General features: G+C 73.9%; 16 protein-coding genes. 9 read left to right on the forward strand and 7 right to left on the reverse strand.

Annotated elements, in window-relative coordinates; translation table 11 throughout:
• The first annotated feature begins 5 nt into the window (after nucleotides 1–5).
• Nucleotides 6–440, forward strand: coding sequence for a hypothetical protein (locus AB0J55_RS20810; RefSeq protein WP_364250577.1), 435 nt, complete (start codon nucleotides 6–8; stop codon nucleotides 438–440).
• A gap of 65 nt (nucleotides 441–505) precedes the next feature.
• On the opposite strand, the gene AB0J55_RS20815 is transcribed toward AB0J55_RS20810, so the two are convergent.
• Nucleotides 506–1,603: a serine hydrolase domain-containing protein gene (locus AB0J55_RS20815; protein WP_364250579.1), complete on the reverse strand. Its 1,098-nt coding sequence runs from the start codon at nucleotides 1,601–1,603 to the stop codon at nucleotides 506–508.
• A gap of 242 nt (nucleotides 1,604–1,845) precedes the next feature.
• Nucleotides 1,846–6,015: a cation-translocating P-type ATPase gene (locus AB0J55_RS20820; RefSeq protein WP_364250582.1), complete on the reverse strand. Its 4,170-nt coding sequence runs from the start codon at nucleotides 6,013–6,015 to the stop codon at nucleotides 1,846–1,848.
• A gap of 129 nt (nucleotides 6,016–6,144) precedes the next feature.
• Here AB0J55_RS20820 and AB0J55_RS20825 point away from each other — a divergent pair, with 129 nt between their 5' ends.
• Nucleotides 6,145–6,987 carry a TIGR03619 family F420-dependent LLM class oxidoreductase gene (locus AB0J55_RS20825; RefSeq protein ID WP_364250585.1) on the forward strand — a complete coding sequence of 281 codons (843 nt, stop codon included), beginning with the start codon at nucleotides 6,145–6,147 and terminating at the stop codon, nucleotides 6,985–6,987.
• Here AB0J55_RS20825 and AB0J55_RS20830 read toward each other — a convergent pair.
• Complete coding sequence (locus AB0J55_RS20830) at nucleotides 6,984–7,913, reverse strand: LysR substrate-binding domain-containing protein (RefSeq protein WP_364250588.1); 930 nt, start codon at nucleotides 7,911–7,913, stop codon at nucleotides 6,984–6,986. The genes AB0J55_RS20825 and AB0J55_RS20830 overlap by 4 nt on opposite strands.
• 82 nt (nucleotides 7,914–7,995) lie before the next feature.
• Here AB0J55_RS20830 and AB0J55_RS20835 point away from each other — a divergent pair, with 82 nt between their 5' ends.
• From AB0J55_RS20835 to AB0J55_RS20850, 4 genes are read left to right on the forward strand one after another with little or no spacing between them, the layout of a single operon-like run.
• On the forward strand, nucleotides 7,996–8,682 hold the full coding sequence (locus AB0J55_RS20835; protein WP_364250591.1) for a succinate dehydrogenase cytochrome b subunit: 687 nt from the start codon (nucleotides 7,996–7,998) through the stop codon (nucleotides 8,680–8,682).
• A complete protein-coding gene (locus AB0J55_RS20840) occupies nucleotides 8,682–10,601 on the forward strand; it encodes a fumarate reductase/succinate dehydrogenase flavoprotein subunit (protein ID WP_364250594.1) in 1,920 nt (639 codons plus the stop codon). Before AB0J55_RS20835 ends, AB0J55_RS20840 begins: the two co-directional genes overlap by 1 nt.
• A complete protein-coding gene (locus tag AB0J55_RS20845; RefSeq protein ID WP_364250597.1) occupies nucleotides 10,598–11,338 on the forward strand; it encodes a succinate dehydrogenase/fumarate reductase iron-sulfur subunit in 741 nt (246 codons plus the stop codon). The genes AB0J55_RS20840 and AB0J55_RS20845 overlap by 4 nt, the downstream gene beginning before the upstream one ends.
• 29 nt (nucleotides 11,339–11,367) lie before the next feature.
• Nucleotides 11,368–12,261 carry an aminoglycoside phosphotransferase family protein gene (locus AB0J55_RS20850; protein WP_364250600.1) on the forward strand — a complete coding sequence of 298 codons (894 nt, stop codon included), beginning with the start codon at nucleotides 11,368–11,370 and terminating at the stop codon, nucleotides 12,259–12,261.
• On the opposite strand, the gene AB0J55_RS20855 is transcribed toward AB0J55_RS20850, so the two are convergent.
• Nucleotides 12,244–12,954 (reverse strand): metalloregulator ArsR/SmtB family transcription factor, encoded by a 711-nt coding sequence (locus tag AB0J55_RS20855; protein ID WP_364250603.1) that lies wholly within the window; start codon nucleotides 12,952–12,954, stop codon nucleotides 12,244–12,246. The two genes, AB0J55_RS20850 and AB0J55_RS20855, sit on opposite strands and share 18 nt — an antisense overlap.
• Before the next feature lie 110 nt (nucleotides 12,955–13,064).
• On the opposite strand from AB0J55_RS20855, the gene AB0J55_RS20860 reads away from it, so the two are divergent.
• Nucleotides 13,065–14,294: an MFS transporter gene (locus AB0J55_RS20860; protein WP_364250606.1), complete on the forward strand. Its 1,230-nt coding sequence runs from the start codon at nucleotides 13,065–13,067 to the stop codon at nucleotides 14,292–14,294.
• Between the two features lie 176 nt (nucleotides 14,295–14,470).
• On the opposite strand, the gene AB0J55_RS20865 is transcribed toward AB0J55_RS20860, so the two are convergent.
• The gene (locus AB0J55_RS20865) at nucleotides 14,471–14,857 is read right to left on the reverse strand and encodes a hypothetical protein (RefSeq protein ID WP_364250609.1); all 387 of its coding nucleotides are present in this window, start codon (nucleotides 14,855–14,857) and stop codon (nucleotides 14,471–14,473) included.
• Nucleotides 14,854–15,390: a MarR family transcriptional regulator gene (locus AB0J55_RS20870; RefSeq protein WP_364250612.1), complete on the reverse strand. Its 537-nt coding sequence runs from the start codon at nucleotides 15,388–15,390 to the stop codon at nucleotides 14,854–14,856. The genes AB0J55_RS20865 and AB0J55_RS20870 overlap by 4 nt, the downstream gene beginning before the upstream one ends.
• A 165-nt stretch (nucleotides 15,391–15,555) precedes the next feature.
• Here AB0J55_RS20870 and AB0J55_RS20875 point away from each other — a divergent pair, with 165 nt between their 5' ends.
• Together AB0J55_RS20875 and AB0J55_RS20880 are read left to right on the forward strand one after the other, a co-directional pair.
• Nucleotides 15,556–17,577: a phosphocholine-specific phospholipase C gene (locus tag AB0J55_RS20875; RefSeq protein ID WP_364250615.1), complete on the forward strand. Its 2,022-nt coding sequence runs from the start codon at nucleotides 15,556–15,558 to the stop codon at nucleotides 17,575–17,577.
• A gap of 136 nt (nucleotides 17,578–17,713) precedes the next feature.
• Nucleotides 17,714–18,010 (forward strand): DUF1540 domain-containing protein, encoded by a 297-nt coding sequence (locus tag AB0J55_RS20880; protein ID WP_364250618.1) that lies wholly within the window; start codon nucleotides 17,714–17,716, stop codon nucleotides 18,008–18,010.
• A gap of 51 nt (nucleotides 18,011–18,061) precedes the next feature.
• On the opposite strand, the gene AB0J55_RS20885 is transcribed toward AB0J55_RS20880, so the two are convergent.
• Nucleotides 18,062–18,283 carry a DUF5988 family protein gene (locus AB0J55_RS20885; protein ID WP_364250621.1) on the reverse strand — a complete coding sequence of 74 codons (222 nt, stop codon included), beginning with the start codon at nucleotides 18,281–18,283 and terminating at the stop codon, nucleotides 18,062–18,064.
• Nucleotides 18,284–18,347 lie beyond the last annotated feature (64 nt).

Genomic DNA, 18,347 nt, shown 5'->3' on the forward strand with positions numbered 1-18,347 from the left:
CGAGGATGACCGACACCAGCGAGGTACGCCCGCTCGAGCCGCGTCAGCTCAAGTGGAGTGCACGCCGGAAGCTGCGGAAAGCCCGCCGCGAAGGCCGCACGGGCCTGCTGGCGTACGCGGTCATCCCGTCGAGCAACCGAAACGGCTACCGATTCCTCCGATTCGTGTACGTCCGCGAAGGCCGCCGTCAGCTGTACGCGGGCAGCGCCGACGACCGATCGGTGCGGTGGGTCGACCTGCCGCCGGGAACCCATCGCCTCGATTTCGTGGTGAGCGGAGGGGGCAAGGAAGTGGCGCTGAGCCGGGACATCACGTTGGAGCCACGCCAGGTCCTGGTGTCCTGGTGCTACACGACGTATTCCCTGAAGCCCTTCGACCGTCATCCCCGCCCCAACCGCTGGTACATCGGAGTCCTGGACCCCCCGGCCCGGGAAGGGTGACGGAATACGACCGGGACAGGGAAGGCCGGCGCCGCACCCGGACAGTGCTCGGCGCCGGTGGCCGGCTAGCGACAGAACGCCGCGTCCACTGTAGACAGAACCGCCTGGGCGCCCTCGTCGGCGTTGCCGAACGTGCCCGGAAGGGCCGTCACCGCCAGGCCCACCGCGCGGCCGTCGTCCGTGGCGCCGCCGCGGGTTTCGTAGCCGTGGATGTCGCCGCCGTGGCCCCAGTACTCGCCGCCGCAGCTCAAGGGGACGCGGAACAGGCCCAAGCCGTAGCGCCAGCCCGGCAGCAGGGGCGCCTCCACCGTCTTGCGCATCTCCGCCAGCTGGGCTGCGGGCAGCAGGCGGCCGCCCAGGAGGGCGCGGGAGAACGAAGCCAGGTCGCCCGGGGTCGAGATCAGCTGGCCCGCCGCCCAGCCCCACGACGGATCCAGCTCCGTCACGTCGATCACCGCGCCACCCGATCGGGCGTAGCCGTGCGGGTGCGGGCCCTGAATACCCTGGTCGCCCACCGAGGGCCAGTACGTGTTCCGCAGGCCCGCCTTCCGGATCACGCGCTCGGTGATCTGCTCCGCCACCGGCCGCCCGGTGACCCGCTCGATCAGCAGGCCCGCCAGCACGTAGTTGGTGTTGCTGTACTCCCACTTCGTTCCCGGGGCGAAGCGCGCCGGGTGCGCGAACGCGGTGGCGAGCAGCTCGTGCGGCTCGAAGTACCGGTGCTGCAGCTTCGCGATGTCCTCCAGCCCGAGGTACTCCGTGTAGTTCGGCAGCCCGCTGGTGTGCTGCAGCAGCTGCCGGACGGTGATCGCCTGCCCGCCGGGCACCAGGCCGGGCAGGTACCGCTCGATCGGCGCGTCCAGCTCCACCCGGCCCTCGGCCACCAGCTGCAGCACCACCACCGCGGTGAACGTCTTCGTGTTGCTGCCCGCCCGGACGCGCCCGTCGGCCGGCACCGGCACCCGGCTGCCGAGCCGGGCCGAACCGGCGACCAGTGACACCGTGTGCCCGCCGCGGGTCACCGAGGCCAGGGCGGCCGGGAACCGGCCCACCAGCGCGTCCAGCTGTTCCTGGACGGCGTCCCGGGAGGGTGCCGCCACCGCCGCCGGGGCCGTGGCACCCAGCAGCCCGGCCACCGTCAAGACCACCACACCTGTGCGCATTTTCCTGCTCCTTCCGACCGGATCGACATCGCTCACGATGCCGGGATCCGGCGCGAAGATCAGCAGTGCAGACCACCGGATGCGGGGTAGCGCCAGCGCTACCCCGCGGACGGCGGCCCTGTTCACCGGCGCGGGGTTCGACCGGGCACGGCTGCTCAGGTGCCCGGCCCGCGATCGGCTGCGCGGCGATGGTGCTCCAGCCGGAACTGAGGGCGGCGCCTGCCCCGCCCCAAGCACGCCGGTTACGGGTTCCGCAGCAGCGGCAGCGAGGACGTCAGGGCTCCCGTGGCGACACCTGCTCCCACCCCCGCCCACGCAAGCGGCCCCAGCGGGGTGCAGCCGAAGAACTGGCTCACCCCCGGTGTCTGGACGATCGCGGCCAGCGCGAGGGCCGAGCCGACCGCCGTGCCCACCACCAGCGGGCTGCGGCGGCGGCCGCGCAGGGTCTGGGCCAGCTGGGTGCCGACCAGGCCGCACAGCGCCATCGTGCTCGTGCGGCGCACCGTTCCCGGCGTGTACCGGCCGATCAGCCACGCCGTCGTCGCGCCGACGCCCGTGGTCACGCCGCGGCCGGTGATCGCGCGGTTCAGGTCCGCGCCGAGCCCGCCGGGGCCGCCGCCGTCGTCGTCCGGGCGCGTCACCGCCACCGCCATCGCCGGGAACAGGTCCGTCAGCAGGTTGACCAGCAGCAGCTGCCGGGTGCCCAGCGGCGAGTCGCCCGAAAGCAGCGTGCCCAGCACCGAAAAGCCGATCTCGCCCGCGTTGCCGCCGACCAGGATCACCACCGCGTCCGACACGCTGCGCCACAGCGCGCGGCCCTCCGCCACCGCCTCCAGCAGCACCGTCAGGTCCTCGTCGGTCAGCGCGACGTCGGCCGCGGTGCGGGCGGCGGTCGACGCCCGGGCGCGCACGCCGATGCCGACGTCCGCGGCGCGGATGGCCGCCGCGTCGTTCGCGCCGTCGCCGACCATCGCCGTCACCCGGCCCGCTTCGCGCAGCGCCTCGACGACCTGCAGCTTCTGCTCCGGCGCGACGCGGGCGATCACACCGGCGCCGGAGAGCAGCCGGGCCCGGCCGGCGCCGTCCAGCCGGGCCAGCTCGTCGCCGGTGACGACGGGTGCGTCGGACGGCCAGCCGAGCGACGTCGCGATGGCCCGCGCGGTGTTCGGGTGGTCCCCGGTGAGCATCACCGGCGCCACGCCGGCCGCACGCAGCCCGCTGATCAGCGGTTCAGCCGTCGGCCGCAGCGTGTCGGCGAGCCCGAGGAACCCGAGGAACTCCAGGTCCGCGAGCACCTCCTGGTCGCCGTCGAGGTCCGGCCCGGCCTGCCGGGACGCCACCGCCAGCACCCGCAATCCCTTGTCCGCCAGCGCTTCCGCGGCCCGGGCCAGCTCGTCCGCGCCGGCGCAGGCGGGCAGCACGACCTCCGGGGCACCCTTCACGACCAGCACCGGCTCGCCGTCCCCGGCCCGGCCGATCGTGGCCGAGTAGCCCCGGTTCGCCTCGAACGGCTGGCCGGCGAGCTCGGTCCAGTCCGCGTCCGGGCCGGCGGCGTCCAGCACGGCGTGGTCGGTGGCGTGGGCGCGCACGTGCGGGTCGTCGAGGGTGCCCGGGCACGCCCGGGCGGCCGCCCGCAGCACCGCGTCCCCGGGTTCCGGCTCGCGCGCCCGGCCGTCGGGCCCGGTCGTGGTGACCACGCGCAGCCGGTTCTCGGTCAGCGTGCCGGTCTTGTCGAAGCACACGACGTCCAGGCGTCCCAAGGCTTCCAGCGCCCGCGGGGCCCGGACGAGGATGCCGCGCGCGGACAGCCGCCGGGCCGCCGCCCGCTGCGCCACCGTGGCCACCAGCGGCAGCCCCTCGGGCACCGCGGCGACGGCGATCGCCACCCCGCCGGCCAGCGCCCGGCGCAGCGGGCGGCCGCGGACCGCCGCGAGGCCGGTGACGAGCGCCCCGCCGAGCATCGTCAGCGGCAGCGCCCGGCGGGTCAGCTCCTGCAGCCGCGCCTGGATGCCCACCGCGGCGGCGGTCCGGGTGGCCAGCTCGACCGCCCGGCCGGCCACGGTCTCCGAGCCGACCGCCACGACCACCGCCGTGCCTTCCCCGCTGACCACCGTGGTGCCGGCGAACACCAGGCAGCTGCGCTCGGCCATCGGCGCGCCCGGCACCGGGTCGAGCTGCTTGGCGACCGGCAGCGACTCGCCGGTCAGCGCGGATTCGTCGGCCTCGAGGTCGTTCGCGGTGAGCAGCCGGGCGTCGGCCGGGACGACGTCGCCGGTGCGCAGCTCGATCCGGTCGCCGGGCCGCAGCGCCCGCGCGTCGACGACCCGGCCGCCCGCCCGGCGGGCCCGCTGCCGCTCGTCGTCCCGTAGCTTCGCCAGCGCGCGGCGGCCGCGGAACTGCTGGGCCCCGCCGACGACGGCGTTCAGGCCCATCGCCGCGGCCACCAACAGCGCGTCCACCGGCGAACCGACCACCGCGGACGCGACCGCGCCGAGGGCCAGCACCGGGGTGAGCGGGTCGTTCAGCTCCGCGGCGACGTCGGTGGCCAGGCCCGTCCCGAACCGGACCGGGGCGGCGGCCGGGTGCCGGGCCACCGCGCCGGTCACCGCCCGCACCCGCAGGGCCAGCAGGTCCCGGTGCGTCGGTGCGGGGGCCGCGGCCGCGAGCCGGTCGAGGACCTCCTCACCGGTCAGCTCGTGCCAGGCGATCCGGGCCCGGCCGGCGGGCGGCCGCGCCGCGGCGACGCGCACCGCGGCGAACGTGCCCATCGCGAGCCCGGTCAGGCCGCCGAGCAGGACCGGGTCCAGCCGGGGCAGGAACGGCACCAGCGGCCGCCGCCGCCGTGACATCAGCAGCAGCCCGCCGATCAGGCCGCCCGCGGTGGCCACCCGGGTGGCCCGCTTGCTGTTCGCCCGTGCGGCCCCCGCCGCCCGCAGCACCCGCCACACGCCGGCCAGTCCCGGCTGGACGACGAGGTCGGCGCCCCACAGCACCGGGGCGTTCCGGTCGGCGAGCGCGACGCAGAGGTCGCCGGCGAACAGGCCCGCCACCTCGTCGCAGCCCGGCGTGCACCGCGCGGGCGGGCGGGCGACGGTGAGCACGACCCGGCCGTCGTCCTGCAGCCGCGTCACCAGCGCGGCGAACGGCTCTTCGGTGACGTCGTCGGCGAGCGCGGCGAACTCGCCGAGCCGGTCGCGGGCGGCCGTCCCGGTGATGACGACCCGCGCCTCGGCCCGGCGCGCGGCGTCCAGCACGGCTTCGGCGTGCGGGTCCAGCCCGTCGTCGCCGTGCAGGGCGTCGGCGTGCAGCACGACGGTGTCCACAGTGTCCAGTGCCTTGAGCCGGTCGGGGTCGCGGACGAGCACGCCTTCGCGGGCGAACGCCGTGCCCATCGCGGTGTGGAACGCGGTGTCGGCGTACCGGGCGGGCATCGGGGACGACATGAGGAACGCCCGGGCGGCTTCGCGGGCGTTGCGGCGCACCAGCAGGTCGGCCAGCGCGGCGAGCAGGCCGCCGCCGACGGCGGTGCGGGCGTAGTCTTCCATGGGCGCGCGGACCCGCCGCTGCGGTGGGGTCACGCCGAGGCTGGGCCGGTCCGGCGAACAGAGCTCGTCGTGCCCGGCGTCGAACGCGGTGAGCCGGGCGACCGCCTCGGTGAGCTGGCCGGCGCGCAGGACGGCGTCGAGCGCGAGTTCCCAGGGGTCCTGGCTCAGCCCGCGCACCGCGGCGGACACGCCCGACCGCGCCAGTTCGGCCGTGTACCAGCCGAACCGTTCGTCGAGTGCGGCCCGGACGGCCGGGTGTTCCCTGGCCGCGGACACCGCGGCCCGCACCCCTTCGTGCAGCCGCCCGGAGCCGGCGGCCGACACCGCCAGGCCGGCGACGTCCATCGCCAGTGCGAACGCGGCCGCCCGCACGCCGTAGGTGTCCCCGGGGTGCGCGGGGGCGCAGTCGCCCGGCTCGGCCGGTGTCAGCCCGTGCGATTCGCACCGGCTCGACACCCAGTCGACCACCCGGTCCGCTGCCGCCTCATCGGCCAGGTGGACGACCGCGCTGCCCAGCCCGCCGTCCCAGTAGGCCCCGGCGACGTCGGCGTGCGCGGCCAGTTCGGCGGCGAACGCGGCGACGTCGGCGTGCTCGCCCGGCCGCAACGGCACGTGCAGCCGCCGCCCGGCCCGCCACACGGCCGTGCGGGCGCCCGCGGCGTTGCGCACGACCCGGGAGGCCCGCACGGCCGTGCGGCCGGTCGCCCGGGTCGCTTCCCCCGCGGTCCCGGCCGCGCCCGCGGCCAGTTCCCCGGCGACCGGAGCGAGCGCCGAGACCACCTTCTTCGCCTGCTGTGTCACGAGCACCGGACCGGCCAGGGCCAGCACGGCCCCGGCCTTCGTCACCGCGAACAACCCTCCGAGCACCCCGGACCTCCGCCTGCCGACCGTCCTCGCCGCGTTCCCTGGTGGCGGGTGCTCAAACCCGGGACCGCCCGATCGCGGGACAACGCGTTCCTTGCCTTGACGTCGGCGTCAACGTCTAGCTTCGGCGGCGTGAAGTTCGGAATCAGCTACAGCACGCCGTTTTTCGGGGTCCACCCCGAGACGATCGCGGGGTTCGCCCGGGACGCCGAGGAGTGCGGGTTCGAGTCGTTGTCCCTGCCGGAGCACGTCGCGCTGTACCCCGGCGCGAAGATCGGCCCGATGGAGCTGCCGCCGTCGCTGCCGTACGCGGATCCGCTGGAGTGCCTGAGTTTCGCCGCCGCCGTCACTGACCGCATCCTGCTGGGCACCGGCGTGCTGCTGCTGCCCTACCACCACCCGGTCGTGCTGGCCAAGCGGCTGGCGACGGTCGACGTCCTGTCCGGCGGCCGCATGCGGCTGCTCACGGTGGGCGTCGGCGCGCTGCCCGGCGAGGCCCGGGCGGCCGGGGTGGACTTCGCGACCCGCGGCCGCCGGGCGGACGAGGCGATCGACGTCCTGCGGCTGCTGTGGGCCGGTGGCGAGGAGGGGGTGAGCTTCGACGGCGAGTTCTTCTCCTTCGAGAACGTCTGCAGCTTCCCGAAACCCCTCGGCACGCTGCCGATCCACGTCGGGGGATCGAGCGCGGCGGCGGCGCGGCGCGCGGGCCGGCGCGGTGACGGCTACTTCCCCGGCGGCCGGCTGACGCCGGAGGAGCGCCGCCGCCAGTTCGACCTGGCCCGGACGGTGGCGGCGGAAGCGGGCCGCGACGGCCTGGAGTACACCCGCTGGGGGACCCTCGACATGTCCACAGAGGACGTCGAGGAGCTGGCCGCCCAGGGCGTGACCCGCGTGGTCGTCACCCCGGGCACGGCGGAGCCCGGGCGCCGCCGCGAAGAAATGGCGGCGTTCGCGGCGCGGTTCGGCCTCGGCTAAGCCGGCCCGTCCACCAGGGACTCGATACCCGGCGGCAGACCGGCTCGCCGGGCCGGGTCGGCCACGAACCCCACGACGGCGGTGCGCAGCGCGCGCACCGCCCGGGTGGGTTCCACGTCCGCGCGGTGCGCGAGCTGCACCACCCTGGTCATCCCGGCACCCGGGGCGAACCGGGTCACCGGGAACCGGTCGCCCGCCACCGTGCGGGGGACCACCGCCGCCCCGACACCCGCGCGCACCAGCTCCAGGACCGCGTCCATCTCGCCGCCTTCGATCGCGAACGACGGTTCGAAGCCCGCGGCGCGGCACGCGTTCACCGTGGCTTCCCGGACGTCGTAGCCGCGGCGGAACATCACCAGCGGGACGTCGGCGAGCTCCGCGATGCCGAGCCGGTCGCTCCCCAGGGGAGCGGGGGAGATCACCACCAGCTCCTCCAGCAGCAGTGGTGTCGCGGTCAGGCCGGCGTCGGCCGTCGTCCGCGCGCCCGCCAGCAGCGCCAGGTCCAGCGCGCCTTCGGCGAGCCGCTGCCGGAGGTCGCCGGAGCCGCTTTCGTGCAGCTCCAGCTGGATGCCCGGGTACCGGCGGCGGAACGCCGCGAGCATCGCGGGCAGCAGGCCGGTGCACAGGCTCGGCGGCGCGCCGAGCCGGACGCGGCCGCGGTCGAGCTCGTCCAGTTCCCGGATGGCCCGCCGGGCGGTCTCGGTGTCCGCGAGGATCCGGCGGGCGATCGGCAGCAGGGTTTCGCCGGCCTCGGTGAGCGAGACGTTGCCGCGGATCCGGTGAAACAGCGGGGCGCCCAGGTCGTGCTCCAGCGCGCGGATCTGCTGGGACAGCGACGGCTGGGCAACGCGCATCTGCTCGGCGGCCCGGGTGAAGTGCCGGTGGTCGGCCACGGCGACGAAGTAGGCGAGCTGCTGGAACTGCATCCGCTCACGATAGACCACACCTATCGACAGCAGAGTCATCATGTCTTTGACCTCTGGTGGGCGCGCTCCTAACGTCGATCGGGTGGTCACTGAACTCGCGCCCGTACGGCGCTTCTGGGCGTCGACGATCGGCAAGAAAGCCGTCATGGCGGTGACCGGCGCGCTCCTGCTCGCCTTTCTGTTCGCGCACATGGTGGGCAACCTCAAGACGTTCCTGGGCGCCGCCGAGCTGAACCACTACGCGGGCTGGCTGCGCACGATCGGCGAACCGGTGCTGCGCCGCGAGTGGTTCCTCTGGCTGCAGCGCGCGGTCCTGCTCGTCGCGCTGGTCCTGCACGTCACCGCGGCGGTGCAGCTGGCCCGCCGCGACCTCCGCGCCCGCCCGGTCCGCTACGTCCACCGCCGGCCGCGCGCGACCTTCGCGGTGCGGACCATGCGCTGGGGCGGCGCGACCCTCGCGGTGTTCGTCGTCTGGCACATCCTCGACTTCACCGTGGGCGCGGTGAACCGGGACTTCGTGCCCGGCGACCCGTACCACAACCTCGTCGCCGACTTCCGGGTCTGGTGGGTGAACCTCGTCTACCTCGTCGCCCTGGCCATGCTGGGGCTGCACATCCACCACGGCTTCGCAAGCGCCGCCCGCACCCTCGGTGTCGCCAGTGCGAAACGGGAGCGGGCGATCAAGATCCTCGGCAGCACGACAGCGGTCGTGGTCGCGGGCGGCTACGCCCTCGTCCCGGTCGCGATCATGACGGGACTGGTGCACTGATGTCCGGCTACCTGACGGGCGACCCGATCGCCGACACGAAGGCCCCCGGCGGTCCGCTGGAGAACCGGTGGGACGCCCGGAAGTTCGCCGCGAAACTGGTGAACCCGGCGAACCGGCGCCGGCACCGGGTGATCGTCGTGGGCACCGGGCTGGCGGGCGGCTCGGCCGGCGCGACGCTGGCCGAGCAGGGTTACCACGTCGTGCAGTTCTGCTTCCAGGACTCGCCGCGGCGCGCGCACTCCGTCGCGGCCCAAGGCGGCATCAACGCCGCGAAGAACTACCGCAACGACGGCGACTCGGTGTACCGGCTCTTCCACGACACGGTCAAGGGCGGCGACTTCCGCGCCCGGGAGTCCAATGTGTACCGGCTGGCGCAGGTGTCGGCGCAGATCATCGACCAGGCCGTGGCCCAGGGCGTGCCGTTCGCGCGGGAGTACGGCGGCCTGCTCGACACCCGGTCCTTCGGCGGGGTGCAGGTGCAGCGGACGTTCTACGCGCGCGGCCAGACCGGCCAGCAGCTGCTGATCGGCGCGTACCAGGCGCTGTCCCGGCAGATCGGCGCCGGGAACGTGGAACTGCACGCACGCACGGAGATGCTCGACCTCGTCGTCGACGGCGGGCGGGCCCGGGGCGTCGTCGCCCGCGACCTCGTCACCGGCGAGATCACCACGCACCTCGCGGACGCCGTCGTGCTCGCGACCGGCGGCTACGGCAACGTCTTCTCCCTTTCGACGAACGCGAAGGGCTCCAACGCCACGGCGATCTGGCGGGCGCACAAACGCGGCGCGTACTTCGCGAACCCGTGCTTCACCCAGATCCACCCGACGTGCATCCCGCGGTCGGGGGAGCACCAGTCGAAGCTGACGCTGATGAGCGAGTCCCTGCGCAACGACGGGCGCATCTGGGTGCCGAAGCGCGCGGGCGACCCGCGTCCGCCGGGGGAGATCCCCGAGGACGAGCGCGACTACTACCTCGAACGCCGGTACCCGAGCTTCGGCAACCTCGTCCCGCGGGACATCGCTTCGCGGGCGGCGAAGAACGTCTGCGACGCCGGGTTCGGCGTCGGCCCCGGCGGCCTCGGCGTCTACCTCGACTTCGCCGACGCGATCGCGCGCCTGGGCCGCCCGGCGATCGAAGCCCGCTACGGCAACCTCTTCGACATGTACCAGCGGATCACCGCGGAGGACCCGTACACCGTGCCGATGCGGATCTACCCGGCCATCCACTACACGATGGGCGGGCTCTGGGTCGACTACGACCTGCAGAGCACGATCCCCGGCCTGTTCGTGATCGGCGAGGCGAACTTCTCCGACCACGGCGCGAACCGGCTCGGCGCGTCGGCCCTCATGCAGGGCCTCGCCGACGGTTACTTCGTGCTGCCCGCGACGGTGAACGACTACCTCGGCGGCACGCGGCTCGGCGACGTCGATCCCGGTGCGGTCGCGCGAGTGGAAACCGAGGTCCGCGACCGGATCGCGCGGCTGCTGGCCGTCGAGGGCACGCGCTCGGTGGATTCCTTCCACCGGGAGCTCGGCCTGCTGATGTGGGACCACTGCGGGATGTCCCGCACCCGCGAAGGCCTGCGCACGGCCCTGGACCGGGTGCCGCAGCTGCGGGCCGAGTTCTGGCGCGACGTCCGGATCCCCGGCGGCCCGGAGTTCAACCAGGAGCTGGAGAAGGCCAACCGGGTCGCGGACTTCCTGGAGCTGGCCGAGCTTATGCTCGTCGACGCCCTCGCCCGCGAGGAATCCTGCGGCGGCCACTTCCGCGAGGAACACCAGACCCCCGAAGGCGAGGCGTTGCGGGACGACGGCAACTTCGCCCACGTCGCCGCCTGGGAGCACGGCACGCCGCCGGTGCTGCACCGCGAGCAGCTGGTCTTCGAACACGTCCACCCGAGCCAACGGAGCTACACGTGAAACTCACCGTCCGCGTCTGGCGGCAGGCCGGCCCGGCCGCCGAAGGCCGGCTCGTCACCTACCCGGTCGACGGGCTCAGCCCGGACATGTCCTTCCTCGAACTGCTCGACGTGCTCAACCAGCAGCTGATCGCCGCCGGTGACGAGCCGATCGCGTTCGACCACGACTGCCGCGAGGGCATCTGCGGCTCCTGCGGCGTCGTGATCGACGGGCAGGCGCACGGGCCCGAACGCACGACGTCGTGCCAGCTGCACCTGCGCTCCTTCGCCGACGGCGCCGTCGTCGACGTGGAACCGTGGCGCGCCAAGGCGTTCCCGGTGGTCAAGGACCTCGTCGTCGACCGGTCGGCGCTCGACCGGATCGTCCAGGCGGGCGGGTACGTCAGCGCGCCCACCGGCAGCGCCCCGGACGCCCACGCGACCCCGGTCCCCAAGCCGGACGCGGACCTGGCGTTCGACAACGCGACGTGCATCGGCTGCGGCGCCTGCGTGGCGGCCTGCCCGAACGGCTCCGCGACGCTCTTCACGGCGGCGAAGGTGACCCACCTGAGCCTCCTGCCGCAGGGCGGTCCGGAACGCGCGCGGCGGGTGCTGGACATGGTCGAGGCGATGGACGCCGAGGGTTTCGGCGGCTGCACCAACACCGGCGAGTGCGTGGCGGTCTGCCCGAAAGGGATTCCGTTCGCGAGCATCACCACGCTCAACCGCGAGTTCCTGGCGGCGGCCCGGGCCCGATAACCGGTGGACGCGCCGGGTTGACTGGAGGCATGCCCGATCTTCCGCGCCCGCAGCGCCTCACCGTCGACGCCGGACAGGTGCGCCGGCTGGTCGCCGCCCAGTTCCCGCAGTGGGCCGGCCTGCCGGTCCGGCCGGTGGCCCGGGGCGGGTGGGACAACTTCACCTTCCACCTCGGCGACGCCCTGGTGGCCCGGCTGCCGAGCGCGGCCGAGTACGCGCTGGCGGTCGGCAAGGAACACCGGTGGCTCCCGGAGCTCGCTCCCCGGCTGCCGTTGCCCATCCCCGCACCACTGGCCGCGGGACGGCCTGGCGCGGGCTACCCCTTCGAGTGGTCGGTCTACCCGTGGCTGCCCGGCGAACCGGCGACCGCAGACGGCATTGCCGACGCCGTCGGTTTCGCGCTGGACCTGGCCGGGTTCCTGGCTGCGCTGCAGGGCATCGACGCGGCTGACGGTCCGCAGCCGGGGCTGCACAACTGGTTCCGCGGCGGCGGGCTGGACACCTATGCCGGATCGGTCGAACGTGCCCTCACGGTTCTTGACGGTCAGATCGACACCGCCTTGGCGCGCGACATCTGGAAAACCGCCCTGGACGCATCCTGGGACGGCGTGGACCGCTGGTTCCACGGCGACATGGCCGCCGGGAACTTGTTGCTCGGCAACGGACGGCTGGCGGCGGTCATCGACTTCGGCACGTGCGGCGTCGGGGACCCGTCGTGCGACACGGCGATCGCGTGGACGCTGCTGACCGCCGAGGGCCGGAAGGCGTTCCGCGAGCGGCTGTCCCTCGACGAGGCGACGTGGGCGCGCGGGCGCGGCTGGGCGTTGTGGAAGACCCTGATCACGTGTGCGCAGTCGGCCGACGCGGAGCCGCGCCGGGTGCTGGGGCAGATCTTCGCCGAGTATTCAGGCGAAGCCGGGTAGCAGCGCGGCGAACCGGCGCCGGCCGCGCGGGGTGATCCGCAGCTCGCGGTCCCCGGTGCCCCGGCGGACAAGACCGCCGGCGAGGAACGCGGCCAGGACCTCGTGCCCAAGCACACCACCCAGGTGCGGAACCCGGTGTGTCCGGTCCAGACAGGCCGTCGCCGGGCGGCGGCGGCCCGGGTCCACCTCGGCCGGGGCGACGCCGAGGTCGTGGAACGCCGAGAGGTCCTCGCCGAGCCGAACCTCCGAGGCGGAACCGTCCGGTGGCCGTACCGCGCCGCGCTCGACCAGCAGGCTGAACACCGCGATGCCGAGGCGGCCCGCCGCGTGGTCGTAACACGTGTGGGCCATGTCCGCGCCCGACTCGGCGCGGTCCGGCAAGGCGAAGGAATCGTTGCCCGCGTAGTGCGCGAGTGCGGTCAGCACCGGCAGCAGGTCCTCGCGGCCGACGCGGTACACGGCGTGCCGCCCGGCGTGCTCGACCGTCACCAGCCCGGCCGCCCGCAGCCGCGCCAGGTGGTTGCCCAGCCTCGGCGCCGTGACGCCGAGAGCGTCGGCCAGCTGCACCATCGTGTGCGGGCCCTCCGCGGCCAGCACCTGCAGGGCCGTGAGCCGCACCGGATCGGCCAGCTCGCGCGTCAGCTCGACGATCGCGCCCTGGACGGCGTTGCCCGCATCGACCAGTCCGCCCATCACCCGTCCCTTCCGCGCGCGAGCCTAGCACGGTTCACGAAACCCTGAATGATTGTTGCGCCGCCGTGACGGCTGTGCCTACCATTCACGTCTCCATGAAGGGTGGTTGCATGCGAAGCCTGCTCTGGGGCCGCGGGGTGTCCGCCCTCGGCGACGGCCTGTGGTTCACCATCTGGGCGCTGTACTTCACCCGGATCGCCGGCCTCCCGCCGATCACGGTCGGCGCCGGGCTCGCGGTGGCGAGCGCGGCGGGCATGGCCGCCGCGGTACCGCTGGGGGCGCTGGCCGACCGGGCCGGCGCGCGGCCGGTGCTGGTCGTGCTCACCCTCGTGCGGGGCGCCGCGATGGCGGCCTACCTGGCGGTCGGCGGCACCTGGTCGTTCGTGGCCGTGACGATCCCGTTCACCGCCCTCGCCACCGGCGGGACCGCGGTGCGGACGGCGCTGATCACCGGCCTGGTCACCGACTCCGCGGAACGCGTGCGCGTGCTGGCGCAGCAGCGGGTCGCCCAGCACGTCGGGTACGCCGCCGGCGCCGGTCTCGGCGCGCTCGTGCTGACCGCCGACGCGCGGTGGGCGTACACCCTCGCGATCGTCGTCAACGCCGCGAGTTTCCTCGTGCTCGCCGCCGCGACGCTGCGGGTGCCCGCGCCCGCCGCACGCCCGGCGGAACGCCCGCCGGCCAGGGCGGTGCTCGGCGACCGGCCGTACCTGGCCGTCGTCGCGGCCACGGCGGTGCTTTCCCTGTGCTGGGCCATGTTGTCGGCCGGGCTGCCGCTGTGGCTGTCCGGCTGGACCCGCCTGCCACTGGGGCTCGGCGGGGTCGTGGTCGTGCTGAGCTCGGTGGGCATCGCGCTGTTCCAGGTGCCGTTCGCGCGGTTCGCGCGCACGACGGCCCAGGCCGCGCGGACGGCGGTGGTGTCCGGCGTCGTGCTCGCCGCGAGCTGCGTGCTGCTGGCCACGACGGCCGGGGGCGCGGGAGCGGGCGCCGTCACGATCGTCGTGCTGGCCGCGTTGCTGCACATCGTGGGCGAACTGGGGTACGTGGCCGCCGGCTGGGGCCTGTCGGTGCGGCTGATGCGCGAAGACGCCAAAGGCGCCTACCAAGGCGTCACCGAAGCGGCCACGGCGACCGTGCAGATGGTGGCCCCCGGCGTGTTCACGCTCGCGGTGGGCGGGCTCGGGGCGCCCGGGTGGCTGCTGGTGGCCGCGGTGTTCCTCGCCGCCGCCGCTCCCGTGCCGGCGTTGACCCGCTGGGCGGTCCGCACGCGCGAGCCGGCCCGCCGAGCGACGCACGTCACGCCCGCCGCCCGGAACACCAGCGGTGGCGCGACGTTGTAACGGGTGTCGGTACGGCGGTGTCCCCGGGCCTCACCCCTTGCCTTCACGGAATACCAGTCCGGCTGGAGCCGTGTTGAGCCTTTCGCCGCGAGGCGACCCCCGTACCGGCCTCGTACTCCCGCTTCCGCTCGCAGGTCGACCCCCCTCGGACCTCCGCTGGGCGGAAGCGGGACCGGTCAACCCCCTTCGCCGCGGGCGTCCGGGCGGGCCGCCGCTGCCATGAGCGGATGCCAGCGCGTCGCGTCGAAGATCAGTGAGATGGCCTCGATCTTCCCGTCCTGCAACCGGAAGTGCTCGGCCGTGTGCTGGACGCCGACCGGCGTGGCGGTGTGCACGTCGTAGACGAGCGTGGCCTCCGACTCGCCGTAGAGCTCGCTGATCAGGTCGACCCCGGTGACGATCCCGACGAACGCGGCCAGCCCGTCGAGGTGGCCGCGCGCGTCGGCGGAGGTGATCAGCGGGCTGCGGAAGGTGAACGTGTCCGCCAGCTGCGCGGCCGCGGCGGTCACGTCGCCGTCGAAGCGGGCCCGGTGGTAGGCCTGAACGGTGTCGCGGGTGGTCATCGGTCCTCCAGGTGGCGGGTGAGGTGGTGCTGGTTTTCCACCAGCCGCAGGCACAGGTGCCGCAGCTGCGCCGTCTCGGTGGCGGTGAAGCCGCGGAACAGCGCGGCCATCGCCAGCTGCGACGGCCGCCGGAACTCCCCGAGCCACGTCTCGCCGTCCGGGGTGATCCGGACCAGCACGGACCGCCGGTCGCGCGGGTCGGGGACCCGCTCGGCGAACCCGGCCCGTTCCAGGGTGTCGACCAGGCCGGTCACGTTCCGGGAGCTGACCCCGGCCGAGGCGGCGAGGTCCTTGACGTTCGAGCTGCCGGTGGCGAGCCGGATCAGGATGTCGAGGGCGCCGGGGCTGAGGCCGCGGCTGCCGGTGCCGTGGGAGCGCAGCTGGTCGAGGCTCCGCGCGGCGGTGCGGACGGCCGCGGCGGCCTCCAGTGCCCCGGTGTCCTCGCCGAGGGCGAACCCGGCCAGGGCGCTGCGGACGTCGGGGGAGTAGAGCCGGTCATCGGGGTCGCGGGCGAGTTTGGGTACGTCGTTCATAGTGAAGGACTACATTAGTACGTACTTCCGTATCTCTGTCAACGGCCTGTCCGCCCGAAGGCGTTAACCAGGCTTTCGCCCGGCGTTAGCCTCGCTCCCGGGACAGGTTCGCTCTTCGCCGCCCATACTGACCCGGCTCGCCACCACGACACCCCCGGAGTCCCCATGACGGACGTCAACCGACGACGTTTTCTGCAGCTGGCCGGCGGTACCGCCGCCCTTTCCGCGCTGTCCACCAGCATCGCCCGGGCCGCGGAGATCCCCGCGTTCCACCGCACCGGGACGCTGCGGGACGTCGAGCACATCGTGGTGCTGATGCAGGAGAACCGGTCGTTCGACCACTACTTCGGCACGCTGCGCGGTGTCCGCGGCTTCGGCGACCCGCGGCCGGTGACGCTGGCGTCGGGGAAGTCGGTGTGGGAGCAGTCGGACGGCAAGCGCGACATCCTGCCGTTCCGCCCCGAAGCGGACAACCTGGGCCTGCAGTTCATCCAGGACCTCCCGCACGGCTGGAAGGACACGCACGCGGCGTGGAACGCCGGCCGGTACGACAAGTGGGTGCCCGCCAAGGGCTCGACCACGATGGCGTACCTGACCCGTGAGGACATCCCGTTCCACTACGCCCTCGCCGACTCGTTCACCATCTGCGACGCCTACCACTGCTCGTTCATGGGCTCGACCGACCCGAACCGCTACTACATGTGGACCGGCTACACCGGCAACGACGGCAAGGGCGGCGGCCCGGTCCTCGGCAACGACGAAAAGGGCTATTCCTGGACGACCTACCCCGAGCGGCTCGAAAAGGCGGGGGTGTCCTGGAAGATCTACCAGGACATCGGCGACGGCCTCGACGCCGCCGGCGGCTGGGGCTGGATCGACGACGCCTACCGCGGCAACTACGGCGACAACTCGCTGCTGTACTTCGACAGCTACCGCAACGCCAAACCCGGCGACGCCCTGTACGAAAAGGCCCGCACCGGCACGAACGCGAAGGCGGGCGAGGGCTACTTCGACCGGCTCCGCGCCGACGTCAAGGCCGGCACGCTGCCGCAGGTTTCCTGGATCACCGCGCCGGAAGCGTTCTGCGAGCACCCGAACTGGCCGGTGAACTACGGCGCCTGGTACATCGCGCAGGTGCTCGACGCGCTCACCGCGAACCCGGAGGTGTGGAGCAAGACCGCGCTGTTCATCACCTACGACGAGAACGACGGCTTCTTCGACCATGTCGTCCCGCCGTACGCGACGGCCGGCCAGTCCACTGTGGACACCACGGGGGAGATCTACGCCGGCTCGGCGTCGAATCCGGCCGGCCCGTACGGGCTCGGCCAGCGCGTCCCGATGCTCGTGGTGTCGCCGTGGAGCAAGGGCGGCTACGTCTGCTCGGAGACGTTCGACCACACGTCGATCATCCGGTTCATCGAACGCCGGTTCGGCGTGCACGAACCGAACATCACGGCCTGGCGCCGGTCGGTGTGCGGGGACCTGACGTCGGCGTTCGACTTCGCGCGCACCGACGCGGCGGTCCCGGCGCTGCCGGACACCGCCGGTTACCTCCCGCCGGACCGGAAGCGCCACCCGGACTACGTGCCGGCGGTGCCGGCCCGCACGGTCCTGCCGAAGCAGGAGCCGGGGCAGCGCCCGGCCCGCGCGCTCCCGTACGACCTGGCGGCCGACGCCCGCGCGGCGGCCGACGGGCTGCACCTTACGTTCACCAACCAGGGCCGCGCGGGCGCGACGTTCTATGTGGCGACGCCGGGCGGCGACCCGCGGACCTACACCGCGGGCGCGGGCTGCTCCCTCGCCGCGACGCTGCCGGTGTCCGGCGGTTACGACTACACGGCGTACGGACCGAACGGTTTCGTCCGCCAGTTCCGCGGCGGCGGCGCGGCGGGCCCCGAGGTGAGCGTGCGCCCCGACGGCCGCAGCGGCAATCTGTCGCTGGTCCTGACGAACAACGGCCCGATTCCGGTCCGGTTGACCCTGACGGACGCGTACGGGCGCCGCACCACGACCCGCGTGCTGCGGCCGGGCGCGCGGGCGGTCGAGGTGGTGGACACGCGCCGCAGCGGCAACTGGTACGACGTCGCGGTGGGTTCCGACCACGACCCGCGCTTCCTGCGCCGCGTGGCGGGGCACCTGGAGAACGGGCGGCCGAGCACGAGCGACCCGAACATCCGCACGCACTGAGTCCCCGATCGGGCCGGTTTGTCACCCGGCCGGGGCGCAGGTTCACCCGGCCGCGGCCCCGTGCGTTGCGGGGTCGCGGCCGCGGTGGGAGCGTCGGGAGATCGACTGCTTTCCCACCACGGAACCAGGAGTGCGGATGACCACCACGGAAATGCCGGCGGTGCACGAGTGCACGGTGAGCGGCTGTTCCTACAACCACGACGGCTGCCACGCGTTCGCCATCACGGTCGGCGGCGGCAACGGCTCGGCGGACTGCGGCACGTTCGTCCCGCTGAACACGAAGGGCGGCCTGGACCGGGTCGTGGCGCAGGTCGGCGCCTGTTCCCGGACGGACTGCCGGCACAATTCGGCGCTGGAGTGCACGGCCTCGAGCATCCGGGTGGGCCCGGGCGACGGCGGGCACGCGGCCAACTGCCTGACGTACGCGCCGTAGGGGAGCGCCGGGGCACCTCGCGGTGCCCCGGCTCTGCCGCCGAGCCGGCGATCAGCCACCGGCGACCGGGGTCCGCCTCGTCCAGCGGAACACGGCGGGCAGCGCGGCCTCGGCCGCGACCAGCTCGAAGTGCTCGTACCACTCGCCGTGCACCAGCTTGAACCGCCCGTCCACGATCTGTGACCGGCGCACCTGCAGCCGGCGTGGCACGCCGAAAGGTGCGGCCTGGACGATCAGATCCACGATTTCCGCTTCGCCGATTCCCTGCTTCATCGTTGCCTCCTGACCAACGCCGCCGAGCGTGGTCCGGCCGGTTCGACCGCCGGTCCAGCCCGGC

Source organism: Amycolatopsis sp. NPDC049688 (assembly GCF_040674975.1).
Classification (GTDB): Bacteria; Actinomycetota; Actinomycetes; order Mycobacteriales; family Pseudonocardiaceae; genus Amycolatopsis.

Excerpts from the sequence above, each read along its gene's own strand:
- AB0J55_RS20810 (WP_364250577.1), top strand. The coding sequence starts at position 6 with ATGACCGACACCAGCGAGGTACGCCCGCTCGAGCCGCGTCAGCTCAAG.
- AB0J55_RS20815 (WP_364250579.1), bottom strand. The coding sequence starts at position 1,603 with ATGCGCACAGGTGTGGTGGTCTTGACGGTGGCCGGGCTGCTGGGTGCC.
- AB0J55_RS20830 (WP_364250588.1), bottom strand. The coding sequence starts at position 7,913 with ATGCAGTTCCAGCAGCTCGCCTACTTCGTCGCCGTGGCCGACCACCGG.
- AB0J55_RS20840 (WP_364250594.1), top strand. The coding sequence starts at position 8,682 with ATGTCCGGCTACCTGACGGGCGACCCGATCGCCGACACGAAGGCCCCC.
- AB0J55_RS20850 (WP_364250600.1), top strand. The coding sequence starts at position 11,368 with ATGCCCGATCTTCCGCGCCCGCAGCGCCTCACCGTCGACGCCGGACAG.
- AB0J55_RS20855 (WP_364250603.1), bottom strand. The coding sequence starts at position 12,954 with ATGGGCGGACTGGTCGATGCGGGCAACGCCGTCCAGGGCGCGATCGTC.
- AB0J55_RS20860 (WP_364250606.1), top strand. The coding sequence starts at position 13,065 with ATGCGAAGCCTGCTCTGGGGCCGCGGGGTGTCCGCCCTCGGCGACGGC.
- AB0J55_RS20865 (WP_364250609.1), bottom strand. The coding sequence starts at position 14,857 with ATGACCACCCGCGACACCGTTCAGGCCTACCACCGGGCCCGCTTCGAC.
- AB0J55_RS20870 (WP_364250612.1), bottom strand. The coding sequence starts at position 15,390 with ATGAACGACGTACCCAAACTCGCCCGCGACCCCGATGACCGGCTCTAC.
- AB0J55_RS20875 (WP_364250615.1), top strand. The coding sequence starts at position 15,556 with ATGACGGACGTCAACCGACGACGTTTTCTGCAGCTGGCCGGCGGTACC.
- AB0J55_RS20880 (WP_364250618.1), top strand. The coding sequence starts at position 17,714 with ATGACCACCACGGAAATGCCGGCGGTGCACGAGTGCACGGTGAGCGGC.
- AB0J55_RS20885 (WP_364250621.1), bottom strand. The coding sequence starts at position 18,283 with ATGAAGCAGGGAATCGGCGAAGCGGAAATCGTGGATCTGATCGTCCAG.